This is a genomic window from Enterococcus sp. PLH-Efm8, from assembly GCF_053011625.1.
This window is the reverse complement of sequence record NZ_CP172568.1, coordinates 1,208,221-1,231,266: the sequence shown is the minus strand read 5'-3', so window position 1 is coordinate 1,231,266 and position 23,046 is coordinate 1,208,221. Positions and strand designations below refer to the sequence as shown.

Genomic DNA, 23,046 nt, shown 5'->3' with positions numbered 1-23,046 from the left:
TGATACGGTGCTCCTTTATTATATCAAAAAATACTGAACATTTGTTCTATATTCTTCAAATTATATCCTTTTAAGGTTCTGATATTTCTACTTTTTTAAGTATACGCAAAAAACGGCTCTATAATTTATGGGACTGATGAATCAGAATTGATTCTTCAGCCCCATTTTCATTTTAGGTATTAAAAAACATATCGTTCTCTAGTATGATTAAATCACCACAAAATAAACAACTGAGAGGACGATACGCTATATGAATGATTCTATCAAAAAAATGCTGAGAATAACAGAGAAAGATTTGATGATTACAGAGGTCTCTTACGAGACCCTTCAGAAGAAAAAGACGTTGGTCGTCGATGCTGTTCTCTCGCCTACTCCTCGTGCTTGTAGAAGTTGTGGTTCTACTGTGGTAGATGGAAACGGGAAAGCAATTATAGTGAAAAATGGAAAAAAGGAAACGATTGTCCGTTTTGAACAATACAATCATATGCCTTTGGTTATGCGCCTAAAAAAGCAACGCTATACCTGTAAAAACTGTCGCACCCATTGGACGGCTCAAAGTTATTTTGTCCAACCCAGACATTCAATCGCAAATCATGTTAGATATAAAATTGCTTCTTTACTGACTGAAAAAGTATCTTTATCTTTTATTGCGAAAAGCTGTCAGGTATCTTTGACCACCGTTATTCGTACATTGAAAGAGTTTAAAAGCTATTTACCAAAGCAATCTAAGAAGATCCTCCCCAGAGTATTGATGGTTGACGAATTTCGTTCGCATGCTTCCATAGAAGATAAGATGAGCTTTATTTGCGCGGATGGCGAAACAGGAAAATTAATAGATGTTTTGCCTACGCGTAAATTACCTCGATTAACAAGCTATTTCTTAGGTTGTACCAATCCAGAAGAAGTAGAATTCTTGGTGACAGACATGAACGCCGCCTACTTCCAGCTCACCAAACGTGTTCTGCCAAATGCGAAAGTCGTGATTGATCGGTTTCATATTGTCAAACACATGAATCAAGCGTTCAATGAGTTGCGTATCCGTGAAATGAATGAACTTCGTAAAGCCGGACAGAAAAGCCAGGCAGAAAAACTGAAAAAGAACTGGCGCTTTTTGCTAAAAAATCGTGCAAACATCAACCATTATGAATACAAAACATGGAAAAGTTTCCGAGCACCAAAATACCCATTTCTTACTGAAGCAATGATGATTGATCGATTGCTTGAGTTTTCTCCGCCCCTAAAGGAGGCGTATCCCTTTTTTCATGAATTAGTTGAAGCCTTTCGAGACAAAGACCCTGACTTATTTTTCTCCTTATTGGCAGAACTTCCCGAAACGTTAGATGACAGCTTTCGGGAAAAGCTTCAAAACCTTCTGACCTATGAAGAAGGCATCACCAACGCAATGATCTATCCTTATTCCAATGGAAAAATAGAAGCGAAGAATACCCACATAAAGACAATGAAACGAGTATCCTACGGATTTAAATCATTTGAGAACATGAGAATTAGAATCTTTTTGATCAATCAATTAATCAATGTAAGATAACAAAAAATCTGAGCCAGAATGTGGTTCATTCTGACTCAGATTTGATTTTGCACAACTCATCAGTCCTTATTGACAAAGAGCCCAAAAAACAGGAACTGCTGCAAATAAGCAATTCCTGTTTTTATGTTCATTGATTAATGAATAGAGCCCATTAGTTTTTTGATTGGTTCTTTCACAGTAAATAGCAAGATACCACCGACGATTGCTACTGCACCGATAATACCGAAGTAAGCAGATTCTGTTCCCGGTGTGTAGAAGCGTGCAATTTGTGCATTGATTGCTTGTGAAGAAGCATCAGCTAAGAACCAAATAGCGATTGTTTGTGATTCAAATGCTCGTGGTGCTAATTTTGTTGTCACAGACAAACCAACTGGTGAAAGACACAATTCAGCAATAACCACGATGAAGAAACTTCCCAACAACCACAATGGACTTACTTTTCCACTTGTACCATAAAGCATACCCGGCAACATCAATAGCAAGTACGATAATCCTGCAAATAAAAGTCCAAGAGAGAATTTCACTACTGTAGATGGTTGACGTTCACCAAGTTTCGTCCACATCGTTACGAATACTGGTGTCAGAATAAAGATGAAAATTGGATTCAATGATTGATACCAGCTTGCTTGGATCGTTACACCAAATAGCGTAGATTGTGTACGTTCACTAGCAAATAAAGCTAAGATAGATGAACCTTGTTCTTGTAATGACCAGAAAATGATTGCTGCAAGGAATAATGGGATATAAGCCCATACTCTTGGTTTTTCTTCAGCAGTTACATCTTTTGAAGTCAGCATTTTGATAAAGTAATACAACGGTAAGATAATCCCCAATACACTGATTGTATTGACAAAAAAGTCAATTGTCAGATGACCAGTTAGTTGTGCCCCGCCGAATACTGCAGCGATAACAACAAGTGCGATGATCAAGTTACGGATGAATCCTTTACGTTCTTCAGTTGTCAAAGGATTCGGCGGTGTTGTACCCACTCCGTCTAATGTCTTGCGTCCTTGGATGATGTATTGTAATAATCCAAAGAACATCCCAATAGCAGCTAAAGAGAACCCTAAATGATAGTTATATTCTTGACCGATTGTACCAACGATTAGTGGTGCTAATAATGCCCCTAAGTTGACACCCATGTAAAAAATCGAAAATCCTGCATCTCTTCGCAAGTCAGTCTTTGAATAAAGATGTCCGACCATGCCAGAAACATTTGGTTTCAAAAAGGCGGTTCCGATAATAATCAATGCCATCGAAACAAACAATGTACTTACACCAAATGGTAAAGCCAAGACGATGTGGCCAAGCATAATGAAAACTCCACCGAAGAATACAGTGCGTTTTGCTCCTAACACTCGGTCAGATACCCATCCGCCGACGATACTAGACATGTAGATCAAAGATCCGTAGATCGACATGATAGCTAATGCTGTTGCTCGTGGTAATCCAAGTCCCCCGTTGGCAACTGTATCGTACATATAATAGATAAGTAATGCACGCATACCGTAATAACTAAATCGTTCCCACATCTCAGTGAAGAACAAAGTTGACAATCCCTTCGGCTGCCCGAAGAAGCCCTTGTCTTGCTGTTTTTCCATAATCTATACCCCAATTCTTTAAATTTTCAGAAAATATTATACATCTTTACCGAAAAATTTAACTAAAAAACTTATTTAAGAAATATAAACTAATTTTCTATAAAAGCAAGTAATTTTTAATGGCAATATCATAAAAAAAAGAAGATAGAGATTTAATAATTATATATCAGCTGTTTTTTTCAAATAAGCAAAAATTCCTAAAACACAACAATGAAAGCGATAACTAAGAAAATCCTTACATAACGATTTTTCTTATTAAAATTGTTTTTTGAACTTCGCTTATTTTTTGTGAGCATATCTGTTTACTTACTTTTTGTAAGGTGCTATACTTCATTTCGTAATCAATTAAAAAAATGCAAAACGCAAATCAAAGGAGAAATTTTATTATGACAACTTTTACTGACACTTTGAAAAACCGCCGTTCAATCTATCATCTAGGACGTAATGTTTCACTTTCTAATGAAGAATTAACAACTTTGATCAAAGAAGCAATTAAAGAAAGCCCAACTGCTTTCAATGCTCAATCAACACGCGCAGTTATCCTTTTCGGAGATGCACATGAAAAACTTTGGGAAATCACTGAAGAAGCACTTCGCCCATTGACTCCAGCAGAAGCTTTCCCAAATACACAAAACAAATTAGCTGGTTTCAAAAATGGTTATGGTACAGTATTATTCTTCAAAGATACTGACGTGGTAAAAGGTCTACAAGAACAATTTGAATTATATGCAGACAACTTCCCAGATTGGTCAGAACAATCAAACGGAATCGCAACAGCTAATACTTGGGTAGCATTAGTTGATAAAGGATTGGGCGCAAACTTGCAACATTACAACCCAGTTATTGACGAAGCAGTTGCAAAAGAATGGAATATCCCTTCAAACTGGAAACTACGTTCGCAATTAGTATTCGGTTCACCAGAAACACCGGCTGGGGAAAAAGAATACATGAACGATGCCGATCGCTTCCGCGTATTTGGATAATTTTATTTGAAATAAAAAACAGAGGTTGTGACAAACATCTTGTCGCAACCTCTGTTTTTATTCTGGATCAATCATAATATCAATCTCTGCCTCATCGTTTAAGCGTTGGGACAAAAATGGAACTAATTCTTCTAATGATGCAGAAAATTTCAGCATCGGTCCTCGCCATCCGTTTCGGAAAAAATTCATTTTTACGATTTTAGAACCTTTTGGCTGATATAATACAATTTTATTGATCTCAGAAAAAGGAACACCTTTTTTGTCAAAGCTATTCAAAACAAGTCCTTCTTCTGTGATTCCTCTACTGTCCAACAAAAAACTAATAAAAATCATTGCTGACAAGATCCCTTTTGCCAATTCATCTGCTGTAGGATGACTGATGAGTGTATACCAAATGACTAGTGACACTAAGAAGGGTATCACCAAGTAGACCCATCGATTTCGCACAGTCCGATAAATAATTTCTTTTCGAACCAGCCAAAGAAATAAAAACATCACAACAACGAATAAAAACAATAGAACCGTAAAGAATGTTACCATGACAACTCGCCTCGCTTTTTCTTCTCCAGAAAATAGGAAAAGAATACTGATTTACCTTCTCAAAGAAATTGGACTTGCAGCACGCCGCACGTCCAATTGTTTTCTTTATTCAAATGTATCATATTTTGCAACAACCATGCTTGCTTTTTCATCTAATAATTCTTGGTCCTCTGCAGCACATTGGGCAACTTTGACCACGGCGCAGTTTGTCATTTTTGATACAACTTCACCAATGACCGTTTTTGTAAAACCAATTGGTTTGCATGCATATTGTTCTCCTAAATTAATCATTTCTTCCGTCATCAAAATCCTCCTAAACTGCTGGAACTTTTCTCCACATTACCACTGCTATTTCTTTGGAGATTTAACTCATTGATTTTTATTTACAGTTAAAAATCAACCTTACAGGCATTATAGCGTACTGTTTTCGTTTTCACAATTAAAACAGCTGTTGTATTTAGAAGAATTTTTTTCAAAAAATTAAAACATATTCCTTAAAAACTAATTATTTCCTACATATTAAAATATAATACTTCCATTTCCAATAAAAATACATTTATAATAGGAAAGATAAACAGCTGAAAAGGGAGATTTCAAATGAAGAAAAAAACGTTCAAAAAACTATTGTTTCTAGGGGGCACAGCTGCTCTTTTATTAAGCGGTACAAGTTATTACCTACATATCCATTCTCCAGAACATACAATGAACACTGCACAAAAAAGTTCAACACAAAAAACGAAAAAGACAAAAGAGAAAGCAGAAGTTTTACTAGATGTTCCATTAGAGAGCCAGTTTGATTCTCCTTCTTTAGAAAATGGCTGTGAAGTCACTTCGCTTTCTATGCTTTTATCTTTTTATGGTTATGAAACAACTAAAAACCAGTTAGCTGAGCAATTGGATTACGTCCCTGTTTTCAATGCAGATGGGACTCATGGCGATCCTAATGAAGGATTTGTTGGTGATATCAGTGGCGGAGACTGGGCTATGGTCGTCTATGTTCCCCCAGTTGCCTCCCTTGCTCAGCAAATCGTCCAAACGGATTATCACACTTTTCCAAAAACCGATGCTCAACTCGATGATATCAAAAAAGCACTATCTAAAGGAAATCCTGTCTGGACTTCTGTGACTATCAATTTTGAAGTCCCAGATGAAACTGATTTTATGACTTGGACCACAAATAATGGAGAAGTAAGAGTCACTCCTCTTGTTCATGCTTGTGTAGTCACTGGATATGACAAAGAAAATATTTATGTCAACGATCCCTATGGTGTAAAAAATCGAGCAGTACCGATCAACGATTTTTCGGCGATTTTCACTGCAATGGGTGGACAGATGCTAACTTTGGAGAAAAGCTAGTAATTCAAACAAAAATCCCTTATACTCAAGATACCAAACCTTTGAAGGGAGCGTAGATAATGGAAAAATTCACACATAAAAAAATGGATCCAAATGAAATTCCGATTATTTTTGTCCGTGACTGCAAGGGAAATGTTCAAGGTAAAGTCTCTATTAATGAGTGGAACGAGCGTCGCAGACCTGCTACCCTCAATGAACTGGAAATCAAATTGTATCGTCAATCTCTTGTTTATTACGCAGATCAAGAGTACGAGAAAGCCACCGATTTATTGAAATTTCTAATTGCTCGAACAGAGTATACTCGCTTTGAATATATTGAACGTTTAGCAAACATCTATCATATTATGAATGAACCTGTCAAAGAATATCAGTTATTGGACACCGTCTTGTCAGTAGCAGAACTGATTGCCCTTCCTGCTGGATTAGAAAAGAAACTAGTACGCCGCCTTTTACGAGTAAAGCAACAACTATCCGATCAAGAAAAATAACTTGCGTTTTTTTAGGAAAGTGCTATGATTATTTTGTTGAATAAATGGGATGTAGCCAAACTGGTAAGGCACTTGACTCTGAATCAAGCAATTGTAGGTTCGAACCCTGCCATCCCAATTTGATGTGCTTGCTGAAAAAATGAACCCCCTGTAAAAGAACAATCTTTTTGCAGGGGGATTATTGTATTATTTTTACTACTTGTATTTAGTTTACATAATTAAATTATGAATAATAAAATCGGGCGTATTCTTAATACAAAAACTGATTTACCCAATAATTGCTAATGCTTTCTCCGGAACTTTTTCTCTAGGAACTTCCTCATACGTTTCTATGTGTGCTCCTTTATTGCTAATTTTCAAATAATGATTTTCTTTTAACACAGAAAGACCATTAAATTCAACCGTTCGTTCTTTCCCATTGGCATCAGCAGCTTTCTGCACATACCTTGCTGTACCATATTCATTTACTTCCTCTGGTTTTTGTGTCTTTACATAGACCTCTCCTTTTTCAACTAATGGATTTAGCTGATCAAGTATACCAGGGATTTCTCCATAACTTCCTTCAGTATAATATTTCAGTCCAAATAGCAAAATACCACTAATCGCCGCCAGTCCAATCAAATATTTAATCACTTTCATCTTTCTACCTCCTTGTTATATATTCAGTATATGGGTCAGTTAAAGAAATTCCATCCGTCCCAAGTTGGAGATTTTTCTCCTACTTTAGAAGCGAGAATCGAGTGTTTTTTTAGTAAAAATGATCGTTATTTGATATTATTGACGTGTGGATAAATCAGTTTTTCTCGTTTTGTCCATGTAAAAAATCATGTTGATAGCAAAGGATGTGTTCAAAATGAATCAAGAAGAATTATTTCAAAAAGTCAAGGAAATGATTAAGAACGGCAATTTCGATGGCGCAAAACGATTTATCGAAGAACATAAAGAACAATTAGGACCTTATAAAGAGAAAGCCCAAAATCTTTTAAAAGATGTAAATATCGACAGTGTCAAAAACAAATTTAAAAATCTATTCAAATAAGTAAAACTTTCACTTTTGTAAAATCAAAGGAGGACAATGCTGCTGCATCGTCCTCCTTTGGTTCTTTTCTGAATACTTCATACTAAAATAAACGTGTCGGATCGTAATGATAAGTCACATTGCCGTTCAGTGAGGCTTTTCCCACCACATATTTACGATTCTCCAACTTCAGCCACGCTTCTCGAAAAGCCATTAATTCTTCTCTTTTTACATCAATCTTTTCGATTTTTCCATCGATCAAATCTTGAATAAGTTGTTCATATGGATTCATTTTTTTCCTCCATCTGCTGTCAATCAATAAGTTGTAAAAATAGGTTCATATGCTTTTTTGGTATCTAGATCTTCTCTGACTTTGACTGTCGTATAAATAATTTTTTCTACTGGGATACTATAATAACTTCCTTCACCATTATTGAATCGGTGAACGTCTTTCTTTGCTAAAATACCATTTATTTTATTCGTCAGTACACGTTGTTCGACACTGTTACTTACAACATAGTAAATCACCCGAATATTATTGATCAAATGCAAATCGATTTCTAACACTACATGATCCATGAAAATCCCACTCCTTCTTTCACTTTGATTATAGCAAGTTTCTCCTCTAATTTCAAAATCGATACAGATTTTACCGGATAAATCCACAAAACTGCTTGCGCCATTTCGCACAAAGTGTTATTTTGTATCATGGACTTTATTTATCGGAGGCAATAGTATGATCGCGATCGGTCAATTTGTTTTTTATATTCCTTTTTTTATTATGATAAGCATTCTTTTCTATTACATAAAATGGACAAAAAAGAAGTTTTCAGTTTTACTGGCCTCTTTACCTGCTGTATATTTTACTTATCAAATTTTTTCTTTTAGGCATTGGGAAACAACGTCTGTATTAATAACACACATCATCGAATTGACGCTTTCAGTAATTTTTCTTATTATTTGGATCTATTTTTTATATAAGAATCAGAATTGAATCCCTCGCATGTTTAAAAAGAAAACGATTAAAGATGCAGCAAATTTCTGCCGATCTTTAATCGTTTTTTCTATTCTGTTATACCAAAAAAATGTTTGAATCGGTGAAGGATCGTTCCTTGTTTTAATTCTATAAATTCTTGTGCGATCGGGTACTTTTCTTCCAAATTTTCTTTGTTCTTTTCGATCAGGCTTTTCGCTTCTTCATATTTTTTATCTGCACATAGTGCTTTTACTTCCTGTAATACTTTTCCTGCTTCCATTTGCCTCACCCTCTTGCCATTTTATTGCTTTAAGTTTTATTTAAGTTATACGCATTATTCTAGTTTCATCCCAAATAACCTTTTTTCATTTTTACTCCTCGAACTAATCAGTTTTCTAAAGGCTGATTGGTTCGTCTTTTTTATTTTTCCTCCATTTCATTCTGCTCTTCTGTTAATTTATCTAATGCTTTGATTGATGCTGCGGCTCTTGCATAATCATAGCTGTATAATTCCATAAATTTATCAGGCAGAACAAACCACGCTGGATGATAACCGTTAGCTGTGACAGGGAATCCTTTATCTTGTTGGTTATCTCCATCCCATCTCAGAGCAACACCTTTTTTTCCTTTCCACTTTACTAAAGCGATCGAGTATCCCTTCTTTGTTTGTGTGCCGTCTTCAATAATTGCTAAAATTTCTATTTTTTCTTTTGGCGCACGGACTTCTTGAGGACGAACCATTTTCTATTCCTCCCTTATCTCATTACTTCACGACCAACACACTGCAAGGGGCATGTGATACGACATAAGAAGCGGTCGATCCAACTAATGCTTGTTGTATAGCACCTTTTCCTGTCGCTCCCATAACGATCAAATCAATATTTTCTTGTCCAGGGATGACATTGGCAATCAAATTTCTTGGATCTCCAGTTTCAACTATTGCGTGGATCTCAGCAATGCCGTACTCTTTGGCATCATTGATTTTTTTCAGCATGGCTACTTCTGTTCTTTGTTTTTCATCTGCATAGATTTTTGAAAAGGCATAGGCACTATGGGTCAGCTCAACTTTGTTGATGATTGACACGATAAATAAGTGGGCTTCATTGTCCTTTGCTAAGTCAAGGGCTTCAGCGAACGCTTTGATCGATTGTCTTGATCCGTCAACTGCTACCATGATGTTCTGGTATCTTTTACTCATTGGAACCGCCTCCTTTTTCTTTTATTGTAACATCTCAAGCAAAAATACAAAAAATATACGCAATATGTAAATAAAATGATGAACAAAAGCAATTTCTTTCAAGTTATTTATACATTTCTTTTCTCATCAGAACACCTGTTCTAATCCCATTATTTCTGCATTATGTGAAATTCCTCATCATTTTTCACATCGAGCGAACATCATTCTGTTACAAAAAACGTGGATTTGTCATAAATTGTCATGCTTCTTTTACCTATGAAATATTTTCACGTGTTAAAGTATTCCTCGTTGAACACAACAAATAAAACTTTTTAACGAATAAAGGAGATTTTTCATGACATCACTTAAAACTTTACTTTTTGGAACAACTTTGGCTGCCGGCGCTGCATTCTTCATGGGAACGACTGCTCATGCGGACGAAGCTTATACCGTTCAATCAGGTGATACTCTATCAACGATTTCTCAAAAATACGTTGGTGATAACTCCTTGATCAATGCCATTGCAGAATCAAATTCAATTTCTGATATTAACCTGATCTACTCAGGACAACAATTAACAATCCCAACAGAAGGCTCTGCACAAGCAGCTGCTGAACCTCAAGCAGCCGTTCAAGAAGCACCAGTCCAAGCTGAACCTGTTCAAGCTGAACAACCTGTTGTACAAGAAACGGTTCAAACGGAAACACAAGCAGCGCCTGTTGCTGAAACACAACCTGCTCCTGCTGTAACAGAAACTGCTGCTACTCCAGCAAGTACAAGCTCTGCAAAAGAATGGATCGCACAAAAAGAATCAAGCGGTTCTTACACAGCAACGAACGGACGTTACATCGGCCGTTACCAATTAGATTCTTCTTACTTAAATGGTGACTACTCTGCTGCAAACCAAGAAAGAGTAGCAGAACAATATGTTACTTCACGTTATGGTTCTTGGGAAGCGGCGAAAGCATTCTGGGAAGCAAACGGTTGGTACTAAGATTCATTATTTGAACGTTTAAACACATTCAAAATATAGTAAGAGGTCATGCGATTTATTCTTTCGCATGACCTCTTTTTGAGTTTAAGTTTAGTCTTTATTCCTTAACTATCGTTTGCCAGTATTTCTTGTATCAGAATCTATAAATCTACTATTTGAATCAATCTATTAGGTTTTAAACTGTCCCACCTTCACACAAATTTTTTTTGATTTATTTGAATCTGGTTCCGTTGTTTAAAATTTTTCCTATATTCTTTTAGATAATATGTTATTTTCTTTCTCATCGCTCCAGGTGTACCTTCTCTTTATAAAAAAACAAATTATGCGGCTAAGAAGACTCGAACTTCCACGAGGTCACCCTCACTAGCGCCTGAAGCTAGCGCGTCTGCCAATTCCGCCATAGCCGCATCACATCTTTTAGTTTAGGATTACATGTGTTTTTTGTCAAGAACATATTTTTGTTCTTTTTCATTTCTGTACGCCCTCCCTTATGCCATCTACACAAATAATTCATCCGAGCAACTCCATCATCTATTGAGGGTTGGTGAAAAAATCTGTTTTATCCATATGATCGATTTCAATGTTAAACGAACGACTCTGGGATTAGTAACTATTTTATTTTTTTCTTCATTTCTTTTTTCCTCTTTTTCTCGATTCAGCTATCTTCTTTCATTTGGATATTGATTATTTCTTCTGTTGATTACTATCCTTCTGGAATTCTAGACGCTGAAGTAATTCACGTTTTCTTTCTTCTAGAGATCATAAGTAACGAATGAACGAACTTCAAATAATTTTTTTATTGTAATTCATATTTGTATTGTTCGATGATTCTTAATACGATATGACACAATAAATAAAAATAGGCATGGCTATTTACAACAATAGTGCTATAGTAGAAAACAAATGAATAAGGTTACTTAAAGAGGTGAATACGATGAAACTGATCAAACTATGGGAAGCAGATTTAAAGAAAGCTTATCAGCTACAAACTAGCTTTGGACCAAATGAGAGTGGATTTATCAACAATGCTTATGGCTATACATTTGCTGAATTTTTAGATTATGTAAAAAAATGCGAAAAAACGTCTTTAGGAATCGATCTTCCTGAGAGTTACGTTCCCGCAACCGTCTTTATTTTAGAAAGTGATGAACATGAGTATGTAGGAATTTTTAATTTGCGCCATAAACTGAACGAAACATTAAGAAACGGCGCTGGCCATATTGGTTACGGCATCTCCCCTAATTATCGTAAAAAAGGATATGCCACACAAGGATTAGCATTAGTACTACAAGAGGCAAAAAAAATCGGCATTGATGAGGCACTTTTGTCTGTAAATAAAAAAAATCTTGGCAGTCTTAAAGCACAACAAAAAAATGGGGCTGCGATTTATCGTGAAGATGAGAAAGAATACTATACGAAAATCAAACTGATGTAAAAAAGAAGGATTCCAAAAGGAAAGGGATTTGAATGTCCTTTATCAATAGAACACATTTATTTAATTAACTTATAATATAGCAGACAAAATTTTATAAACAAAGAAACCTTTTATCTCTTTTCTTCTAGAAAGGATAAAAGGCTTTTTTGTTTTTCCTATTTGCTTCTCATAGCTAGTCAGCCAAGATTTCTATCGTATCCCCAACGCAATCCGTGCATAACGGCTCATCTTATCTGTCGTCCATGCTGGATACCAGACTAGTTTGACTTCTGCTTTCGTTACTTCTGGCACTTCTTTTAATGCGTCATGGATAGATTCTGTTAAAATATCTGCTAATGGACAGCCCATAGTTGTTAGAGTCATCTTAATGACTGTTTCTCCATTTTCAGGATTGAATTCTATATCATAAATCAAGCCTAAATTGACGATGTCGATTCCTAATTCAGGATCAATCACCATTTCCAAGGCAGCAAGAATACGTTCTTTGATTAGTTCTATTTCTTGTCCAGACCGTTCTTGGTTTGCTTCGCTCATCGTACGACACTCCTTAACACGATTTTTATTTATCATACTCTTTTTTTAGCTGCTTGTAAATGAGAATTTAGAAGTAAGATTCTCGTTTAAATTTATAAAAATGTTCTTATTAGATGTAATAGATTAAATTTATTCTAAAATAAACCTGATTCCTCATTTTTTTTGTGAACGATTTTTTATTTCTGGCAATACGCCAGTTGTTCGATACATTTTTTGTTCGTTTTCATTTGCAAACCGGCCAAATACTGAATGAGTTGGTAAAATATTGATAAATGCATCGTCGTCGATTTCATGAACGATCTGATCAAGATCATACATTTCGTAGCGGGTGATGACCATCATGATCATGTTCCCTTGTTTTTTTGAATAGCCACCGACAGACGGCAGTAATGTCATTCCACGTACCATCCGTTTTGCTAGTTCTTCTGTTACCTCTTCTGGCTTGACGGTAACGATCATTGCTGTTACTTTTTGATGACTCGTGTGGATGGCATCAATTACTTGAGTCATTGCATAAATGGAAATAATCGTATACAAGGCACTTTCCCAGTTAAAGAAGAAGCCTGCGATGACTACAATGATACCATTTAGAATCAGCATGTAGTTTCCGACTGTTTTTCCAGTTGTTTGTGAAAGTACAAGAGAGATGATATCCATCCCACCAGTTGTAAAGCCCATTTTTAAAGATAATCCTACGCCAAGACCTAATAAAACACCGCCTACTAGGGCATTCATCAAAATATTATCAGTGATCTGTCCGACTGGAAGCAGCATCGTCATCACCGATACACATACAACATTCACAAAACTAAGGATCGTTGCTCGTTTTCCTACTTTGAGAAACCCTAATACAAACACAGGGATATTCAAAAGAAAAATAAATGTTCCTGTGTCTATCTTGATATGAAACCATTCATATAAAAGCGAGGAAATGATTTGAGCGATCCCATTCATCCCTGCAGAAAAGACATTGGCTGGAATCAAAAAATAATTTAAAGCGACCGCAGCGGTCAATCCGGTTATCAAAATAACCACTATTTTCTTTAATCTTTCATTTTTATGATACGCAGTCATAATTTTACTCACAAGCACCTCTCCCCTACTTTGGTATTCCAAATGTAAGAATAACAGTTTATCTATTAAAATAAAATACTTCGAACTCAAATGAGAAGAATTTTAGCAAACAGGTAAGAATCTGCCCTAATCCTATGATAAGATAGATGTATGGTAAATATTTATATGTATATCAGGAGGGTTCCTATGGCAAAAGATGCTAGCTTCGACATTGTATCAGAAGTCAATACAGAAGAAGTAAAAAATGCGATTCAGCAAACAACAAAAGAATTGTCCAATCGCTTTGACTTCAAGGATTCTACAGTAGAAATCAAATTAGAGAACAGCAATCTAGTTGTATTGAGCGATGATGATTTCAAAATCGAACAGATCAAAGATGTATTATTTGGTAAGCTGATCAAAAGAAATGTGCCAATCAAAAATATCCATTTTTCCGAATCAGAACACGCTCTAGGTGGCAAAGCTCGACAAACTGCCGATTTGGTCAACGGAATCGATCGTGAAAACGCGAAGAAAATCACTACAGCTATCAAAAATGAAAAACTGAAAGTAAAAGCACAAATCCAAGAAGATCAGATTAGAGTGACAGGTAAGAACCGTGATGATCTACAAGCTGTGATTGCTTTATTACGTAAACTTGACTTACCAATCGAGTTGCAATTCACTAACTATCGTTAATCAAAAAACGAGGCTGACGTCTGTCATTCCTCGTTTTTTTGATTTACTGCTTCTTTTGATAACCAAAAACGCTGTATTCCTTCTTCCAATTCCCCAACACTTCGTACTTCTCTTGCTGTTTGCCAATGTTGTGGGAATAAACGTCGATAAGAAAAACTAGAAAATCGTTGATCTGCCAATACAACGATTCCTTGATCCGCCATGCCACGAATCACTCGACCACCAGCTTGCAAGACTTTGTTCATTCCAGGAAGCTGATAAGCGTAAGCAAATCCAAGGTGTTCCTTCTCATCATAATATGATTTGATCAGTTCCTGCTCATGATTCATCTGCGGCAAACCTACACCTACGATCATACTGCCGATCAATCGGTCCCCTCTCAAATCGATTCCTTCTGAAAAAATCCCGCCAAGTACGCAAAATCCAATCAATGTTTCAGCGGGATTTGTTTGAAATTTTGTTAAAAATCGTTCGCGTTCTTCCTCATTCATGTCCGTTTCTTGGATTAGCACATTGCTGTCGGGATATTGCTGTCTGAATGCTTCCACCGCAAGATCTAAATATTGATAAGAAGGAAAGAAAACGAAATAATTCCCGACCTTTCCATCAGCAAAAGCATGAATCGTCTCTACTAATTTTGCCAGACTGTGTTCCCTTTTTCGATAAGTCGTCTCTAGGTAATTTGCGATGAAAACTTGCTGGTTTCCTTCTGGGAAAGGACTCGGCAGTTTGTAAGCCAGACTTTTTTGTCCCCCCAGTGTTTCCTGATAATAAGAGAGTGGTGAAAAACTAGCAGAAAAAAGAATACTGCTTTTTCCTTTATCCAACGACTGCTCAAGAAACAAGCTTGGATCAATACAAAACTCTTTTACTATCAGATCGCGATACGTTTTTTCGACTGTTGTTTCGTAGTGATCATCATAAAATTCACTGACCTTCAAAAAATGAAGCAAATCAAAATAATAAGGAAGCAATTGTTCTTGTGATGGGTGCTCAGGAAATTCTGCCAGCCATTCTTTAATTTTTTCGCTTAATTGATAACCTGCCTTTACTAAAGATTCAGCCGGTGCTTTTTGATGATGATAATCCCAATGATCTTCTTTTGCTATTTCTCGGATCGAATCAAATTCTTTTAATAGTTTGTTGAAACGGCGATGAAGTTTTTTGAATTCCTTTGGTATAGCTTCCTTACTTCGTTTCGTTTTTTCATAAGATAGTTCTGCCGAATACATCTCTCGGGAACGATTCACCAAATTATGTGCTTCGTCAATCAAAAACAGATAGTCCTCGTTTTTTTCATCTTCAAAAAAACGTCTTAAATAAACAGTTGGATCAAATAAATAATTGTAATCCCCAATGATTACGTCACACCAGATACTGACATCTAATGATAGTTCGAAAGGACAAAGTGTATGCTTTCTTGCATAAGTTTCGATGACTTCACGAGTGATCTGATTCTCATGATTCAAAAGATCCCATAAACCTTCATTAATCCGATTGTAATAACCATTGGCATATGGGCACTGATCTGGATTACAGGTCGTCTCATCTAAAAAGCAGATCTTGTCTTTCGCCGTCAAAGTGACACTTTTTACTTCAGCTCCTGTATCTTTTAATGCTGTCATAGCATCTTCAGCTACTTGTCTAGTTATTGTTTTAGCCGTTAGATAAAAGATCTTTTCTCCCTCTTCTTCCCCTACAGCTTTCAAAGCGGGGAATAACGTAGAGATTGTTTTTCCTGTTCCGGTAGGTGCTTCTACAAACAATTTCTGTTTCGTACGGATCGTTTTATAAGCAGCTACCGCTAGTTCACGCTGACCTTTCCTATACTCATCATGGGGGAATTTCAAAGCCATCAAAGAGGCATTGCGTACAGTGCGCCAGTTTTCTTGAAAAACAAGCCATTCTTTATAATCTTCAGTCAGCTTTTTAAAAAAAGTTTCTAACTGCTCTCTTGTCTGATGTTCAACCTTTCTCGTGATCACTTCTTCTGCCGTCTGGAAGTAAGTCAATTGCAGATTTATTTCTTGTAAATCATGTTCTTGACTATAGATATAGGCATACACCCTTGCTTGATGAAAGAAAAGTTCCACTTGTTCTGGTTCTAAATCTTCAAATCGTGGTTCGGAGGTTTTGATTTCATCTATATAATAAATACCGTCTCTTTTGAAAATACCGTCTGCACGGCCTTCAACGATCAGGTAATATTCATCTAATTGAACTGTTGTTTTTAAAAAGACTTCTTTTTCATAGTTTTCTCCCGCATCTTTTTGGAGCTTGCGGTGGATTCTCGCTCCTTCTAATGCAGTATGGTTACTTTTTTTACGATTGTCGATACTTCCACGTCGCAAAATAAATTCTACTAAGTGCCGCACAGATATTTTTGACTGTTTGATCATTTCCACCACCTCTTTCTCTCTAAGATTACCTGAAAAAACCTAGTTTAGCAAAAAGAGCTCTCTTTCCAAACATAAAAAAACACCCTGCTGATTAGGCAGGGATATAGGATATAGAATTTGGATTTTTGGATGAATCTAATGTAACAAGGACATATTAAAATGCTATGAAAACTTACTTTCCTTCTCTTTAGAATATCCAAATACTTTTCATATAGTCTGATAATTCAGATAAGTAAAGAGAAATAAGTACCTGTTTTTGTTTCCTAGCAATGAATGCGTTATACTAATGGATGAAAGAAGTTTTGGCTATCAAGGAGGAATGCACATGCATATCGAAAGATTAAAAACAGGAATGATTGAAGAAAACTGTTATTTGGTCTACAACGAAGAAGCACTTTTGATCATTGACCCTGGAGAAGATGCGGAACGAATCAAACAAGAAATCAAAAAAACAAACCAACAGCCGGTAGCGATTTTGCTTACCCATACTCACTACGATCATATCGGTGCAGTGGAACCTTTACGCGCGTATTATCAAATCCCAGTTTATGTCAGCCCACTAGAGCAAAAATGGCTAGGTGATCCGATTTTGAATCTTTCTGGACTCGGTAGACATGATGATATTGCTGATGTTATTGTCTCGCCTGCAGAATATGAATTTGAAATGAAAACTTATACTTTAGGAAACATGTCTTTTCGCGTCGTCCCTACCCCAGGGCATTCTATAGGAAGCGTCAGCTTTATTTTTGATGATTTTGTCGTTTCTGGCGACGCCCTGTTTAGAGGAAGTATCGGTAGAACCGATCTGTATACAGGGAATTTAGAACAATTACTTCATAGTATTCGGACCCAGCTGTTTGTATTACCTGATGAATTTGCAGTCTATCCAGGACATGGCGATGCAACGACGATTGAACAGGAAAAAAGGACAAATCCTTTTTTCAATCGTTAAAACGACTTAGGAGGAGAATAAAATGACAGAAACTACACTTTATATCGTACGACACGGAAAAACGATGTTCAATACAATTGAACGAGTACAAGGCTGGTGTGATACACCCCTCACAAAGCAAGGACAAGAAGGCATTCATTATTTAGGTCGCGGGTTAAAAAATGTCGACTTTTCATTTGCTTATTCTAGTGACAGTGGTCGTGCAATCGAAACTGCCCGTATTATTCTAGGAGAACATTCTAAGGGAAAAGAAATTCCTTATTTTATTGAAAAAAGGATTAGAGAATGGTGTTTCGGGTCTCTTGAAGGTGGATATGACATGGAAATGTGGGGTGTGATCCCTCGTGTATTGAATTTTAAAACATATGATGAAATGTTTACCACAGAAGTTTCTTTTGAACAAATTGCTAATGCTGTATACAACTTAGATACCGCTGGGTGGGCGGAAACTTATGAAACATTGCGAGACCGTGTATGGACAGGATTTGAAGATATCGCCCATCACTGCGAAAAAAATGGTGGTGGAAATGTTTTAGTCGTATCTCATGGTTTGACGATCGCCTTTTTGCTTAATCTGATCGATCCTAAACAGCCTGTTCGTGCTGGGCTTTTAAATGGCAGCGTAACAAAGGTCACTTATGCAAACGGTCGATTTTCTATCCACGGCATCAATGATACGTCTTATATCGATAACGGGAAAACACATAGTCGCGACTCGTTTCTATAATGGGGATATTTTAATTTTTACCAGAGAATCATAAAAGGCAAAGTCTGAACGAGGGCTTTGTCTTCTTTTTTCTCTTCGTGTACTTATCTGCTTTATTTCTCAAGTTTTTCTTAATATTAAAAAACAGATTGGGTTTCTCAAAAAATAACGGTATACTATAAGATGTATCTTAATTGGGAAGGAAGGAATTTATGTTTTTTGCAAATATTATCAAAGCAGTGATTCTCGGTATTATTGAAGGAATAACGGAATGGCTGCCCATCAGTAGTACTGGTCATTTGATCCTAGCAGATGAATTCATCAAACTGGATGCCAGTTCACAATTTATGTCGATGTTCAATGTCGTTATCCAATTAGGGGCGATCTTGGCTGTCGTCGTTCTTTATTTTCACAAGTTAAACCCATTTTCTCCAAGTAAATCAACGGTAGAAAAAAAAGATACGTGGACACTTTGGTTTAAAGTGATCGTTGCTTGCATACCAGCCATCATCATTGGTTTGCCTTTGGATGATTGGTTAGAAGCAAATTTCCACAAGTTCTTACCAGTTGCCATTGTTTTGATCGTTTACGGTATTGCCTTTATTATTGTCGAAAAACGCAACAAAAACAAAACACCTCGTTGGACTTCTCTGAATGACTTTACGTACCAAGCAGCTCTTCTTGTTGGGTTATTCCAAGTCTTGGCACTTGTTCCCGGAACATCCCGTTCTGGCGCAACGATCCTAGGATCTATCTTGATTGGTGCTTCGCGTTTTGTCGCTACAGAGTTTTCATTTTTCTTAGGGATTCCTGTCATGTTTGGCGCAAGCGGCTTGAAGATCGTCAAATATTTAGCTGAAGGGAATTCATTCAAAATGGAAGAAACTGTTGTTCTTCTTGTAGGAACATTCGTATCTTTTGTGGTTTCCGTCTTAGCTATCAAATTCTTACTAAGCTATTTGAAGAAAAACGACTTTACCGCTTTTGGCTGGTATCGTATTATCCTTGGTATCATTTTGATTGGTTATTGGTTTATTGCAATGTAGAAAAAACCAGAACACTTCTCTTATTTGAGAAATGTTCTGGTTTTTTATTTTCTTTAATAATAATCATTATAAATAATAAAAACAACATCAAGCTTAATCACCAAATGATAACCATTATCGTTCTCATTTAGCTGTTATTATTATCAATTACATTTTTATTATGCTATCCTTGTTTTGACAAGGAGGTCTAATAACGATGACTAATCAGAAAAAAGCTTTTGCAGCAACAATCGGCTGCCTTTTATTTATGATCTTCGGTTTTATCTTCGACCGATTCTCTCTTACCATCACCCCACTTTTTTATATCAGTGCCATTATCATCGGTGGATATAAACAAACATCGGAAGGCTTGAAAGAATTGTGGAATGATCGGACACTGAATGTGGATTTATTGATGGCTTTAGCTGCTATTGGTGCCTGTTTGATCGGTAATTACTTTGAAGGAGCAATGTTGACATTCATCTTTTGTTTAAGCGGTGCATTAGAGGAATACACAACTAATAAAAGTCAAAAAGAAATTACTGCTTTGATGAATCTTCAACCACAAAAAGCCCAATTATTAAAAGAAAATGGACAAATGCAAGAAGTAGATGTTTCTCAACTAAAGGTGGATAACTTGGTATTTGTCGCTAAAGGAGCAGCTGTTCCGATAGATGGCTTTTTAGAAAGCACACAGGCAACGATCGATGAGTCTGCATTAAGCGGTGAATCTGTGCCTGTAGAAAAATATTTAGGCGATGAGATGTATGCAGGAACGCTGAATCAAGGAAATCCCATCACGATTCGAGTAACAAAAACGAGTTCCGAAACTGTCTTTGCTAAGATTATCCAATTAGTAGAAGAAGCGCAGAATACGCCAACTCAAACAGCTTCATTTATCGAACGAATCGAAAATAATTATGTAAAATTGATTTTGCTTGCTGTTCCTCTAATGATCCTTCTCCCCCACTTTTTCCTAGGTTGGAGTTGGGATGAAAGCTTTTATCGAGGAATGGTATTATTAGTTGTGGCTTCTCCTTGTGCGCTTGTCGCATCTGCTACACCAGCTTCTCTAGCTGCTCTTTCAAATTCTGCAAAAAATGGGATTTTAATCAAAGGCGGTATCCATTTAGAAAAGCTTTCTGAATTAAAAGCGATTGCCTTTGATAAAACAGGAACGCTCACTAAAGGAAAACCAGTTGTAACTGACAGCTTTTTCTTTGATGAAAAGGATTTGGCACAACAACTTCTTGTTGCTATGGAACAAAAAACGACGCATCCACTTGCTCATGCGATTTTGCAATATTTCGATTGCACAATACCTGAAGAAATCCAATACTTACCAATAGAAGAAATTACTGGTTTTGGATTACAAACTACCTATTTAGGTGCGCAATGGAAAGTTGGCAAGCACGCATATGATCCTGAGACGATGATAATCAGCAAAGAGATTGCGGAAATGATCGAACGTTTGGAAAATCAAGGCAAAACCGTGATTTATCTTTCTAAAGATCAGCAGTTAATTGCTGTTTTAGGTCTGCTAGATATTCCAAAAGCAAATACCCAACAAGTAATTTCCTACTTTAAATCCCAAAACATCCATACAAGTATGATAACCGGCGACCATTCTGGCACAGCAAAGGCCATTGCTGAACAAGTAGGGATTGAACATTACTATGCAAGCTGTACTCCGGAAGAAAAAACACAACTAGTCAAAAAAGAGAATGAACTTTACCAAGTAAATGCGATGGTTGGTGATGGAGTCAATGATGCGCCTGCTTTAGCAGCCGCTTCTTTAGGTGTCGCTATGGGGCAAGGGACAGATGCCGCTATGGATATCGCAGACATCGTCTTAATGAAAAGCGACTTAAATAAATTTGTCTACAGTCATCGGCTATCTTTAAAAATGCGGCGGATCATCAAACAAAATATTATTTTTTCGATTCTTGTTATTCTCTTGTTGATTGCTTCTAACTTCCTGCAATTTTTAAATCTACCTCTTGGAGTTGTAGGACACGAAGGAAGCACAATATTGGTTATTCTGAATGGCTTGCGTTTACTAAGACCTTTACCTGATCTTTCTGATTCTTCAAAAAAATGTAAGTCTTGTCCACTATACAAAGCGCGGCTGTCTTCTGTCAAATAAGCAAAGTGTTTTTTTATGATTTTGTTTATTTTATGAAAAAAACAGCTTATGAATAGGTCTTGAAGGATGAATTCCTACTTTTGTAACTTTCTAAAAACATGTTATGATTGTTTCGAAGAAAGTGAGGAATATATTTCATGGAAAGTTGGCTTTTTTTAGGAATTATTTTACTTGTAGCAATTTTAGCTAAAAATCAAAGTCTGATGATAGCGGCAGCTTTTGTTTTGATTATGAAGCTCATACCAGCCTCCCGTTCCTTTTTCCCTTGGCTTCAAGGCAAAGGAATCAATATTGGGGTGACGATCATCACAGCGGCTATTCTAATCCCTATCGCAACAGGAGAAATCGGTCTACGTGATCTATTAGAAGCCTTTAAATCCCCTATTGGCTGGGTAGCTGTTTTTTGCGGTGGGCTAGTGGCTGTCTTATCTTCCAAGGGTGTAGGATTGATTGCTTCTGATCCACAAATCACTGTTGCACTTGTTTTCGGCACGATTTTAGGTGTTGTCTTCTTAAGAGGAATCGCCGCCGGACCGGTCATTGCTTCTGGTATCACTTACTGTATCTTACAAGTATTTGCTTTAGGAAAATAGAACAAATTTTGTCTATTTTAGGAGATTCTTAACACCCCCAATTTACTGATCCGTGATATACTGACAACGAGGTGATACAATGTTCGAAAAATTAAAGTATTTCATAGGAACAATCGGCTGGTTTCTTCTAGCGGTACTTTTGATTCTGGGCTTAGCTTATCTATTATTTCCTGATTTGATACAAAATGTGTTTGATACTGCTTTTTGATTGACCTATTAAAACGATATAGGGGATGCTCCTGCGATGCAGGGGCTTTTTTTAATCAATGTTTTGTAATAATTTAGGCCGTGCCAATGAGACTTCCTATAGAATTCGATGCTCTTTTTTCTTTTTGGCTCTTCTGCTCTTTTTTGTTATACTAGATTACAGTGGACAAAAGAAAGAATGATCGCATCCACTTCAACGAATATCAAAATGGAAGAATTAGTGCCTGTTTTCAGGTTACTTTGAAAAGAAAGGAAGACGCTTGTGGAAACTTTTGAAGGTCTTTTAATTGATACGTACGTTTTACAAGAACAGCCAATGATGCTGACTGGGATCAACTTGCAGCTTGAGGACCGTGTGATCAATGGCCTGCTTAAAGATCGCTATTTGGCAAAATATATCTTACGTTTGCCCCTAAATAAATATGTGCTGGAAGTAAGTGGCAAATGGAACCGTCGGAACCAGTTGGTCATAAAAAAAATGTTGATAAAAAATATCGATGAATACATTAAAATAATCGGTACACCAGAATAGCCTTTACTGATCAAAGGATACTGGTTATAAAATAACTGCAGTTTCTTAATAGAAAAACAAAGAACAACAGGGAATCGTATCCCTTT

At 36.5% G+C, this 23,046-nt stretch carries 28 protein-coding genes and 2 tRNA genes; 17 read left to right on the top strand and 13 right to left on the bottom strand.

The genetic code is table 11. The features are described from left to right. Positions 1-250 precede the first annotated feature (250 nt). Positions 251-1,546 carry an ISL3-like element ISEfa11 family transposase gene (locus tag ACIFUW_RS06160; RefSeq protein WP_002297218.1) on the top strand — a complete coding sequence of 432 codons (1,296 nt, stop codon included), beginning with the start codon at positions 251-253 and terminating at the stop codon, positions 1,544-1,546. Positions 1,547-1,680: 134 nt separating this feature from the next. Here the strand turns inward: ACIFUW_RS06160 and ACIFUW_RS06155 are convergent, their stop codons facing one another. Continuing rightward, complete coding sequence (locus ACIFUW_RS06155) at positions 1,681-3,147, bottom strand: peptide MFS transporter (protein ID WP_002288052.1); 1,467 nt, start codon at positions 3,145-3,147, stop codon at positions 1,681-1,683. A 386-nt stretch (positions 3,148-3,533) separates the two neighbouring features. Between ACIFUW_RS06155 and ACIFUW_RS06150 the strand changes: the two genes are divergently transcribed. Continuing rightward, the gene (locus ACIFUW_RS06150) at positions 3,534-4,130 is read left to right on the top strand and encodes a nitroreductase family protein (RefSeq protein WP_002288054.1); all 597 of its coding nucleotides are present in this window, start codon (positions 3,534-3,536) and stop codon (positions 4,128-4,130) included. A gap of 57 nt (positions 4,131-4,187) precedes the next feature. Here ACIFUW_RS06150 and ACIFUW_RS06145 read toward each other — a convergent pair whose 3' ends face one another. Together ACIFUW_RS06145 and ACIFUW_RS06140 are read right to left on the bottom strand one after the other, a co-directional pair. Beyond that, positions 4,188-4,670 carry a hypothetical protein gene (locus ACIFUW_RS06145; protein WP_002288056.1) on the bottom strand — a complete coding sequence of 161 codons (483 nt, stop codon included), beginning with the start codon at positions 4,668-4,670 and terminating at the stop codon, positions 4,188-4,190. A 105-nt stretch (positions 4,671-4,775) separates the two neighbouring features. Then, complete coding sequence (locus ACIFUW_RS06140; protein WP_002288059.1) at positions 4,776-4,973, bottom strand: hypothetical protein; 198 nt, start codon at positions 4,971-4,973, stop codon at positions 4,776-4,778. A 294-nt stretch (positions 4,974-5,267) separates the two neighbouring features. Between ACIFUW_RS06140 and ACIFUW_RS06135 the strand changes: the two genes are divergently transcribed. The 3 genes from ACIFUW_RS06135 to ACIFUW_RS06125 all read left to right on the top strand — a co-directional run bounded on the left by ACIFUW_RS06135 (position 5,268) and on the right by ACIFUW_RS06125 (position 6,632). Next, complete coding sequence (locus ACIFUW_RS06135) at positions 5,268-6,026, top strand: C39 family peptidase (protein WP_002296421.1); 759 nt, start codon at positions 5,268-5,270, stop codon at positions 6,024-6,026. Positions 6,027-6,085: 59 nt separating this feature from the next. Then, a complete protein-coding gene (locus ACIFUW_RS06130) occupies positions 6,086-6,514 on the top strand; it encodes a hypothetical protein (protein WP_002295776.1) in 429 nt (142 codons plus the stop codon). Positions 6,515-6,559: 45 nt separating this feature from the next. After that, positions 6,560-6,632, top strand: a tRNA-Gln gene (locus ACIFUW_RS06125). Positions 6,633-6,781: 149 nt separating this feature from the next. On the opposite strand, the gene ACIFUW_RS06120 is transcribed toward ACIFUW_RS06125, so the two are convergent. Next, the gene (locus ACIFUW_RS06120) at positions 6,782-7,153 is read right to left on the bottom strand and encodes a YxeA family protein (protein ID WP_002288062.1); all 372 of its coding nucleotides are present in this window, start codon (positions 7,151-7,153) and stop codon (positions 6,782-6,784) included. A gap of 214 nt (positions 7,154-7,367) precedes the next feature. On the opposite strand from ACIFUW_RS06120, the gene ACIFUW_RS06115 reads away from it, so the two are divergent. Further along, positions 7,368-7,553, top strand: a complete 186-nt coding sequence (locus ACIFUW_RS06115) for a hypothetical protein (protein WP_002288064.1) — start codon at positions 7,368-7,370, stop codon at positions 7,551-7,553. Positions 7,554-7,635: 82 nt separating this feature from the next. Here the strand turns inward: ACIFUW_RS06115 and ACIFUW_RS06110 are convergent, their stop codons facing one another. After that, the gene (locus ACIFUW_RS06110) at positions 7,636-7,824 is read right to left on the bottom strand and encodes a hypothetical protein (protein WP_002288067.1); all 189 of its coding nucleotides are present in this window, start codon (positions 7,822-7,824) and stop codon (positions 7,636-7,638) included. Between the two features lie 23 nt (positions 7,825-7,847). Then, positions 7,848-8,111 carry a hypothetical protein gene (locus tag ACIFUW_RS06105; RefSeq protein WP_002292935.1) on the bottom strand — a complete coding sequence of 88 codons (264 nt, stop codon included), beginning with the start codon at positions 8,109-8,111 and terminating at the stop codon, positions 7,848-7,850. A gap of 157 nt (positions 8,112-8,268) precedes the next feature. Here ACIFUW_RS06105 and ACIFUW_RS06100 point away from each other — a divergent pair, with 157 nt between their 5' ends. Next, positions 8,269-8,526, top strand: a complete 258-nt coding sequence (locus ACIFUW_RS06100; RefSeq protein WP_002321369.1) for a glucose uptake protein — start codon at positions 8,269-8,271, stop codon at positions 8,524-8,526. A gap of 70 nt (positions 8,527-8,596) precedes the next feature. Here ACIFUW_RS06100 and ACIFUW_RS06095 read toward each other — a convergent pair whose 3' ends face one another. The 3 genes from ACIFUW_RS06095 to ACIFUW_RS06085 all read right to left on the bottom strand — a co-directional run bounded on the left by ACIFUW_RS06095 (position 8,597) and on the right by ACIFUW_RS06085 (position 9,706). Further along, on the bottom strand, positions 8,597-8,788 hold the full coding sequence (locus ACIFUW_RS06095; protein WP_002296424.1) for a hypothetical protein: 192 nt from the start codon (positions 8,786-8,788) through the stop codon (positions 8,597-8,599). Positions 8,789-8,928: 140 nt separating this feature from the next. Continuing rightward, entirely contained in the window at positions 8,929-9,249 is a 321-nt protein-coding gene (locus ACIFUW_RS06090) for a hypothetical protein (RefSeq protein ID WP_002295768.1), read from the bottom strand. Between the two features lie 22 nt (positions 9,250-9,271). Continuing rightward, on the bottom strand, positions 9,272-9,706 hold the full coding sequence (locus ACIFUW_RS06085; protein WP_002296425.1) for a universal stress protein: 435 nt from the start codon (positions 9,704-9,706) through the stop codon (positions 9,272-9,274). A gap of 334 nt (positions 9,707-10,040) precedes the next feature. Here ACIFUW_RS06085 and apf point away from each other — a divergent pair, with 334 nt between their 5' ends. Then, on the top strand, positions 10,041-10,679 hold the full coding sequence (gene apf, locus ACIFUW_RS06080; protein WP_002289111.1) for an aggregation-promoting factor: 639 nt from the start codon (positions 10,041-10,043) through the stop codon (positions 10,677-10,679). A 323-nt stretch (positions 10,680-11,002) separates the two neighbouring features. Here the strand turns inward: apf and ACIFUW_RS06075 are convergent. Then, a tRNA-Leu gene (locus ACIFUW_RS06075) sits at positions 11,003-11,086 on the bottom strand. A gap of 527 nt (positions 11,087-11,613) precedes the next feature. Between ACIFUW_RS06075 and ACIFUW_RS06070 the strand changes: the two genes are divergently transcribed. After that, positions 11,614-12,114, top strand: coding sequence for a GNAT family N-acetyltransferase (locus tag ACIFUW_RS06070; protein ID WP_002297227.1), 501 nt, complete (start codon positions 11,614-11,616; stop codon positions 12,112-12,114). A 189-nt stretch (positions 12,115-12,303) separates the two neighbouring features. Here the strand turns inward: ACIFUW_RS06070 and ACIFUW_RS06065 are convergent, their stop codons facing one another. Next, the gene (locus tag ACIFUW_RS06065) at positions 12,304-12,648 is read right to left on the bottom strand and encodes a metal-sulfur cluster assembly factor (RefSeq protein WP_002289113.1); all 345 of its coding nucleotides are present in this window, start codon (positions 12,646-12,648) and stop codon (positions 12,304-12,306) included. Between the two features lie 153 nt (positions 12,649-12,801). Beyond that, positions 12,802-13,722 (bottom strand): YitT family protein, encoded by a 921-nt coding sequence (locus ACIFUW_RS06060; RefSeq protein ID WP_002289114.1) that lies wholly within the window; start codon positions 13,720-13,722, stop codon positions 12,802-12,804. 186 nt (positions 13,723-13,908) lie between these two features. Here ACIFUW_RS06060 and ACIFUW_RS06055 point away from each other — a divergent pair, with 186 nt between their 5' ends. Continuing rightward, the gene (locus ACIFUW_RS06055; RefSeq protein WP_002289115.1) at positions 13,909-14,400 is read left to right on the top strand and encodes a YajQ family cyclic di-GMP-binding protein; all 492 of its coding nucleotides are present in this window, start codon (positions 13,909-13,911) and stop codon (positions 14,398-14,400) included. A 23-nt stretch (positions 14,401-14,423) separates the two neighbouring features. On the opposite strand, the gene ACIFUW_RS06050 is transcribed toward ACIFUW_RS06055, so the two are convergent. Then, on the bottom strand, positions 14,424-16,799 hold the full coding sequence (locus ACIFUW_RS06050; RefSeq protein ID WP_002289116.1) for an ATP-dependent DNA helicase: 2,376 nt from the start codon (positions 16,797-16,799) through the stop codon (positions 14,424-14,426). A 325-nt stretch (positions 16,800-17,124) separates the two neighbouring features. On the opposite strand from ACIFUW_RS06050, the gene ACIFUW_RS06045 reads away from it, so the two are divergent. From ACIFUW_RS06045 to ACIFUW_RS06015, 7 genes are all read left to right on the top strand, one after another. Next, positions 17,125-17,751, top strand: a complete 627-nt coding sequence (locus ACIFUW_RS06045; RefSeq protein ID WP_002289118.1) for an MBL fold metallo-hydrolase — start codon at positions 17,125-17,127, stop codon at positions 17,749-17,751. Between the two features lie 22 nt (positions 17,752-17,773). Further along, positions 17,774-18,478, top strand: a complete 705-nt coding sequence (locus tag ACIFUW_RS06040) for a histidine phosphatase family protein (protein WP_002289120.1) — start codon at positions 17,774-17,776, stop codon at positions 18,476-18,478. 191 nt (positions 18,479-18,669) lie between these two features. After that, entirely contained in the window at positions 18,670-19,503 is an 834-nt protein-coding gene (locus ACIFUW_RS06035; protein WP_002289121.1) for an undecaprenyl-diphosphate phosphatase, read from the top strand. A gap of 196 nt (positions 19,504-19,699) precedes the next feature. Further along, positions 19,700-21,628, top strand: a complete 1,929-nt coding sequence (locus ACIFUW_RS06030; RefSeq protein ID WP_002289122.1) for a heavy metal translocating P-type ATPase — start codon at positions 19,700-19,702, stop codon at positions 21,626-21,628. A 137-nt stretch (positions 21,629-21,765) separates the two neighbouring features. Then, on the top strand, positions 21,766-22,221 hold the full coding sequence (locus tag ACIFUW_RS06025) for a DUF441 domain-containing protein (RefSeq protein WP_002289123.1): 456 nt from the start codon (positions 21,766-21,768) through the stop codon (positions 22,219-22,221). A gap of 79 nt (positions 22,222-22,300) precedes the next feature. After that, positions 22,301-22,429 carry a hypothetical protein gene (locus ACIFUW_RS06020; RefSeq protein ID WP_002295511.1) on the top strand — a complete coding sequence of 43 codons (129 nt, stop codon included), beginning with the start codon at positions 22,301-22,303 and terminating at the stop codon, positions 22,427-22,429. 261 nt (positions 22,430-22,690) lie between these two features. Continuing rightward, positions 22,691-22,960 (top strand): hypothetical protein, encoded by a 270-nt coding sequence (locus ACIFUW_RS06015; protein ID WP_002289125.1) that lies wholly within the window; start codon positions 22,691-22,693, stop codon positions 22,958-22,960. Positions 22,961-23,046: the final 86 nt, after the last annotated feature.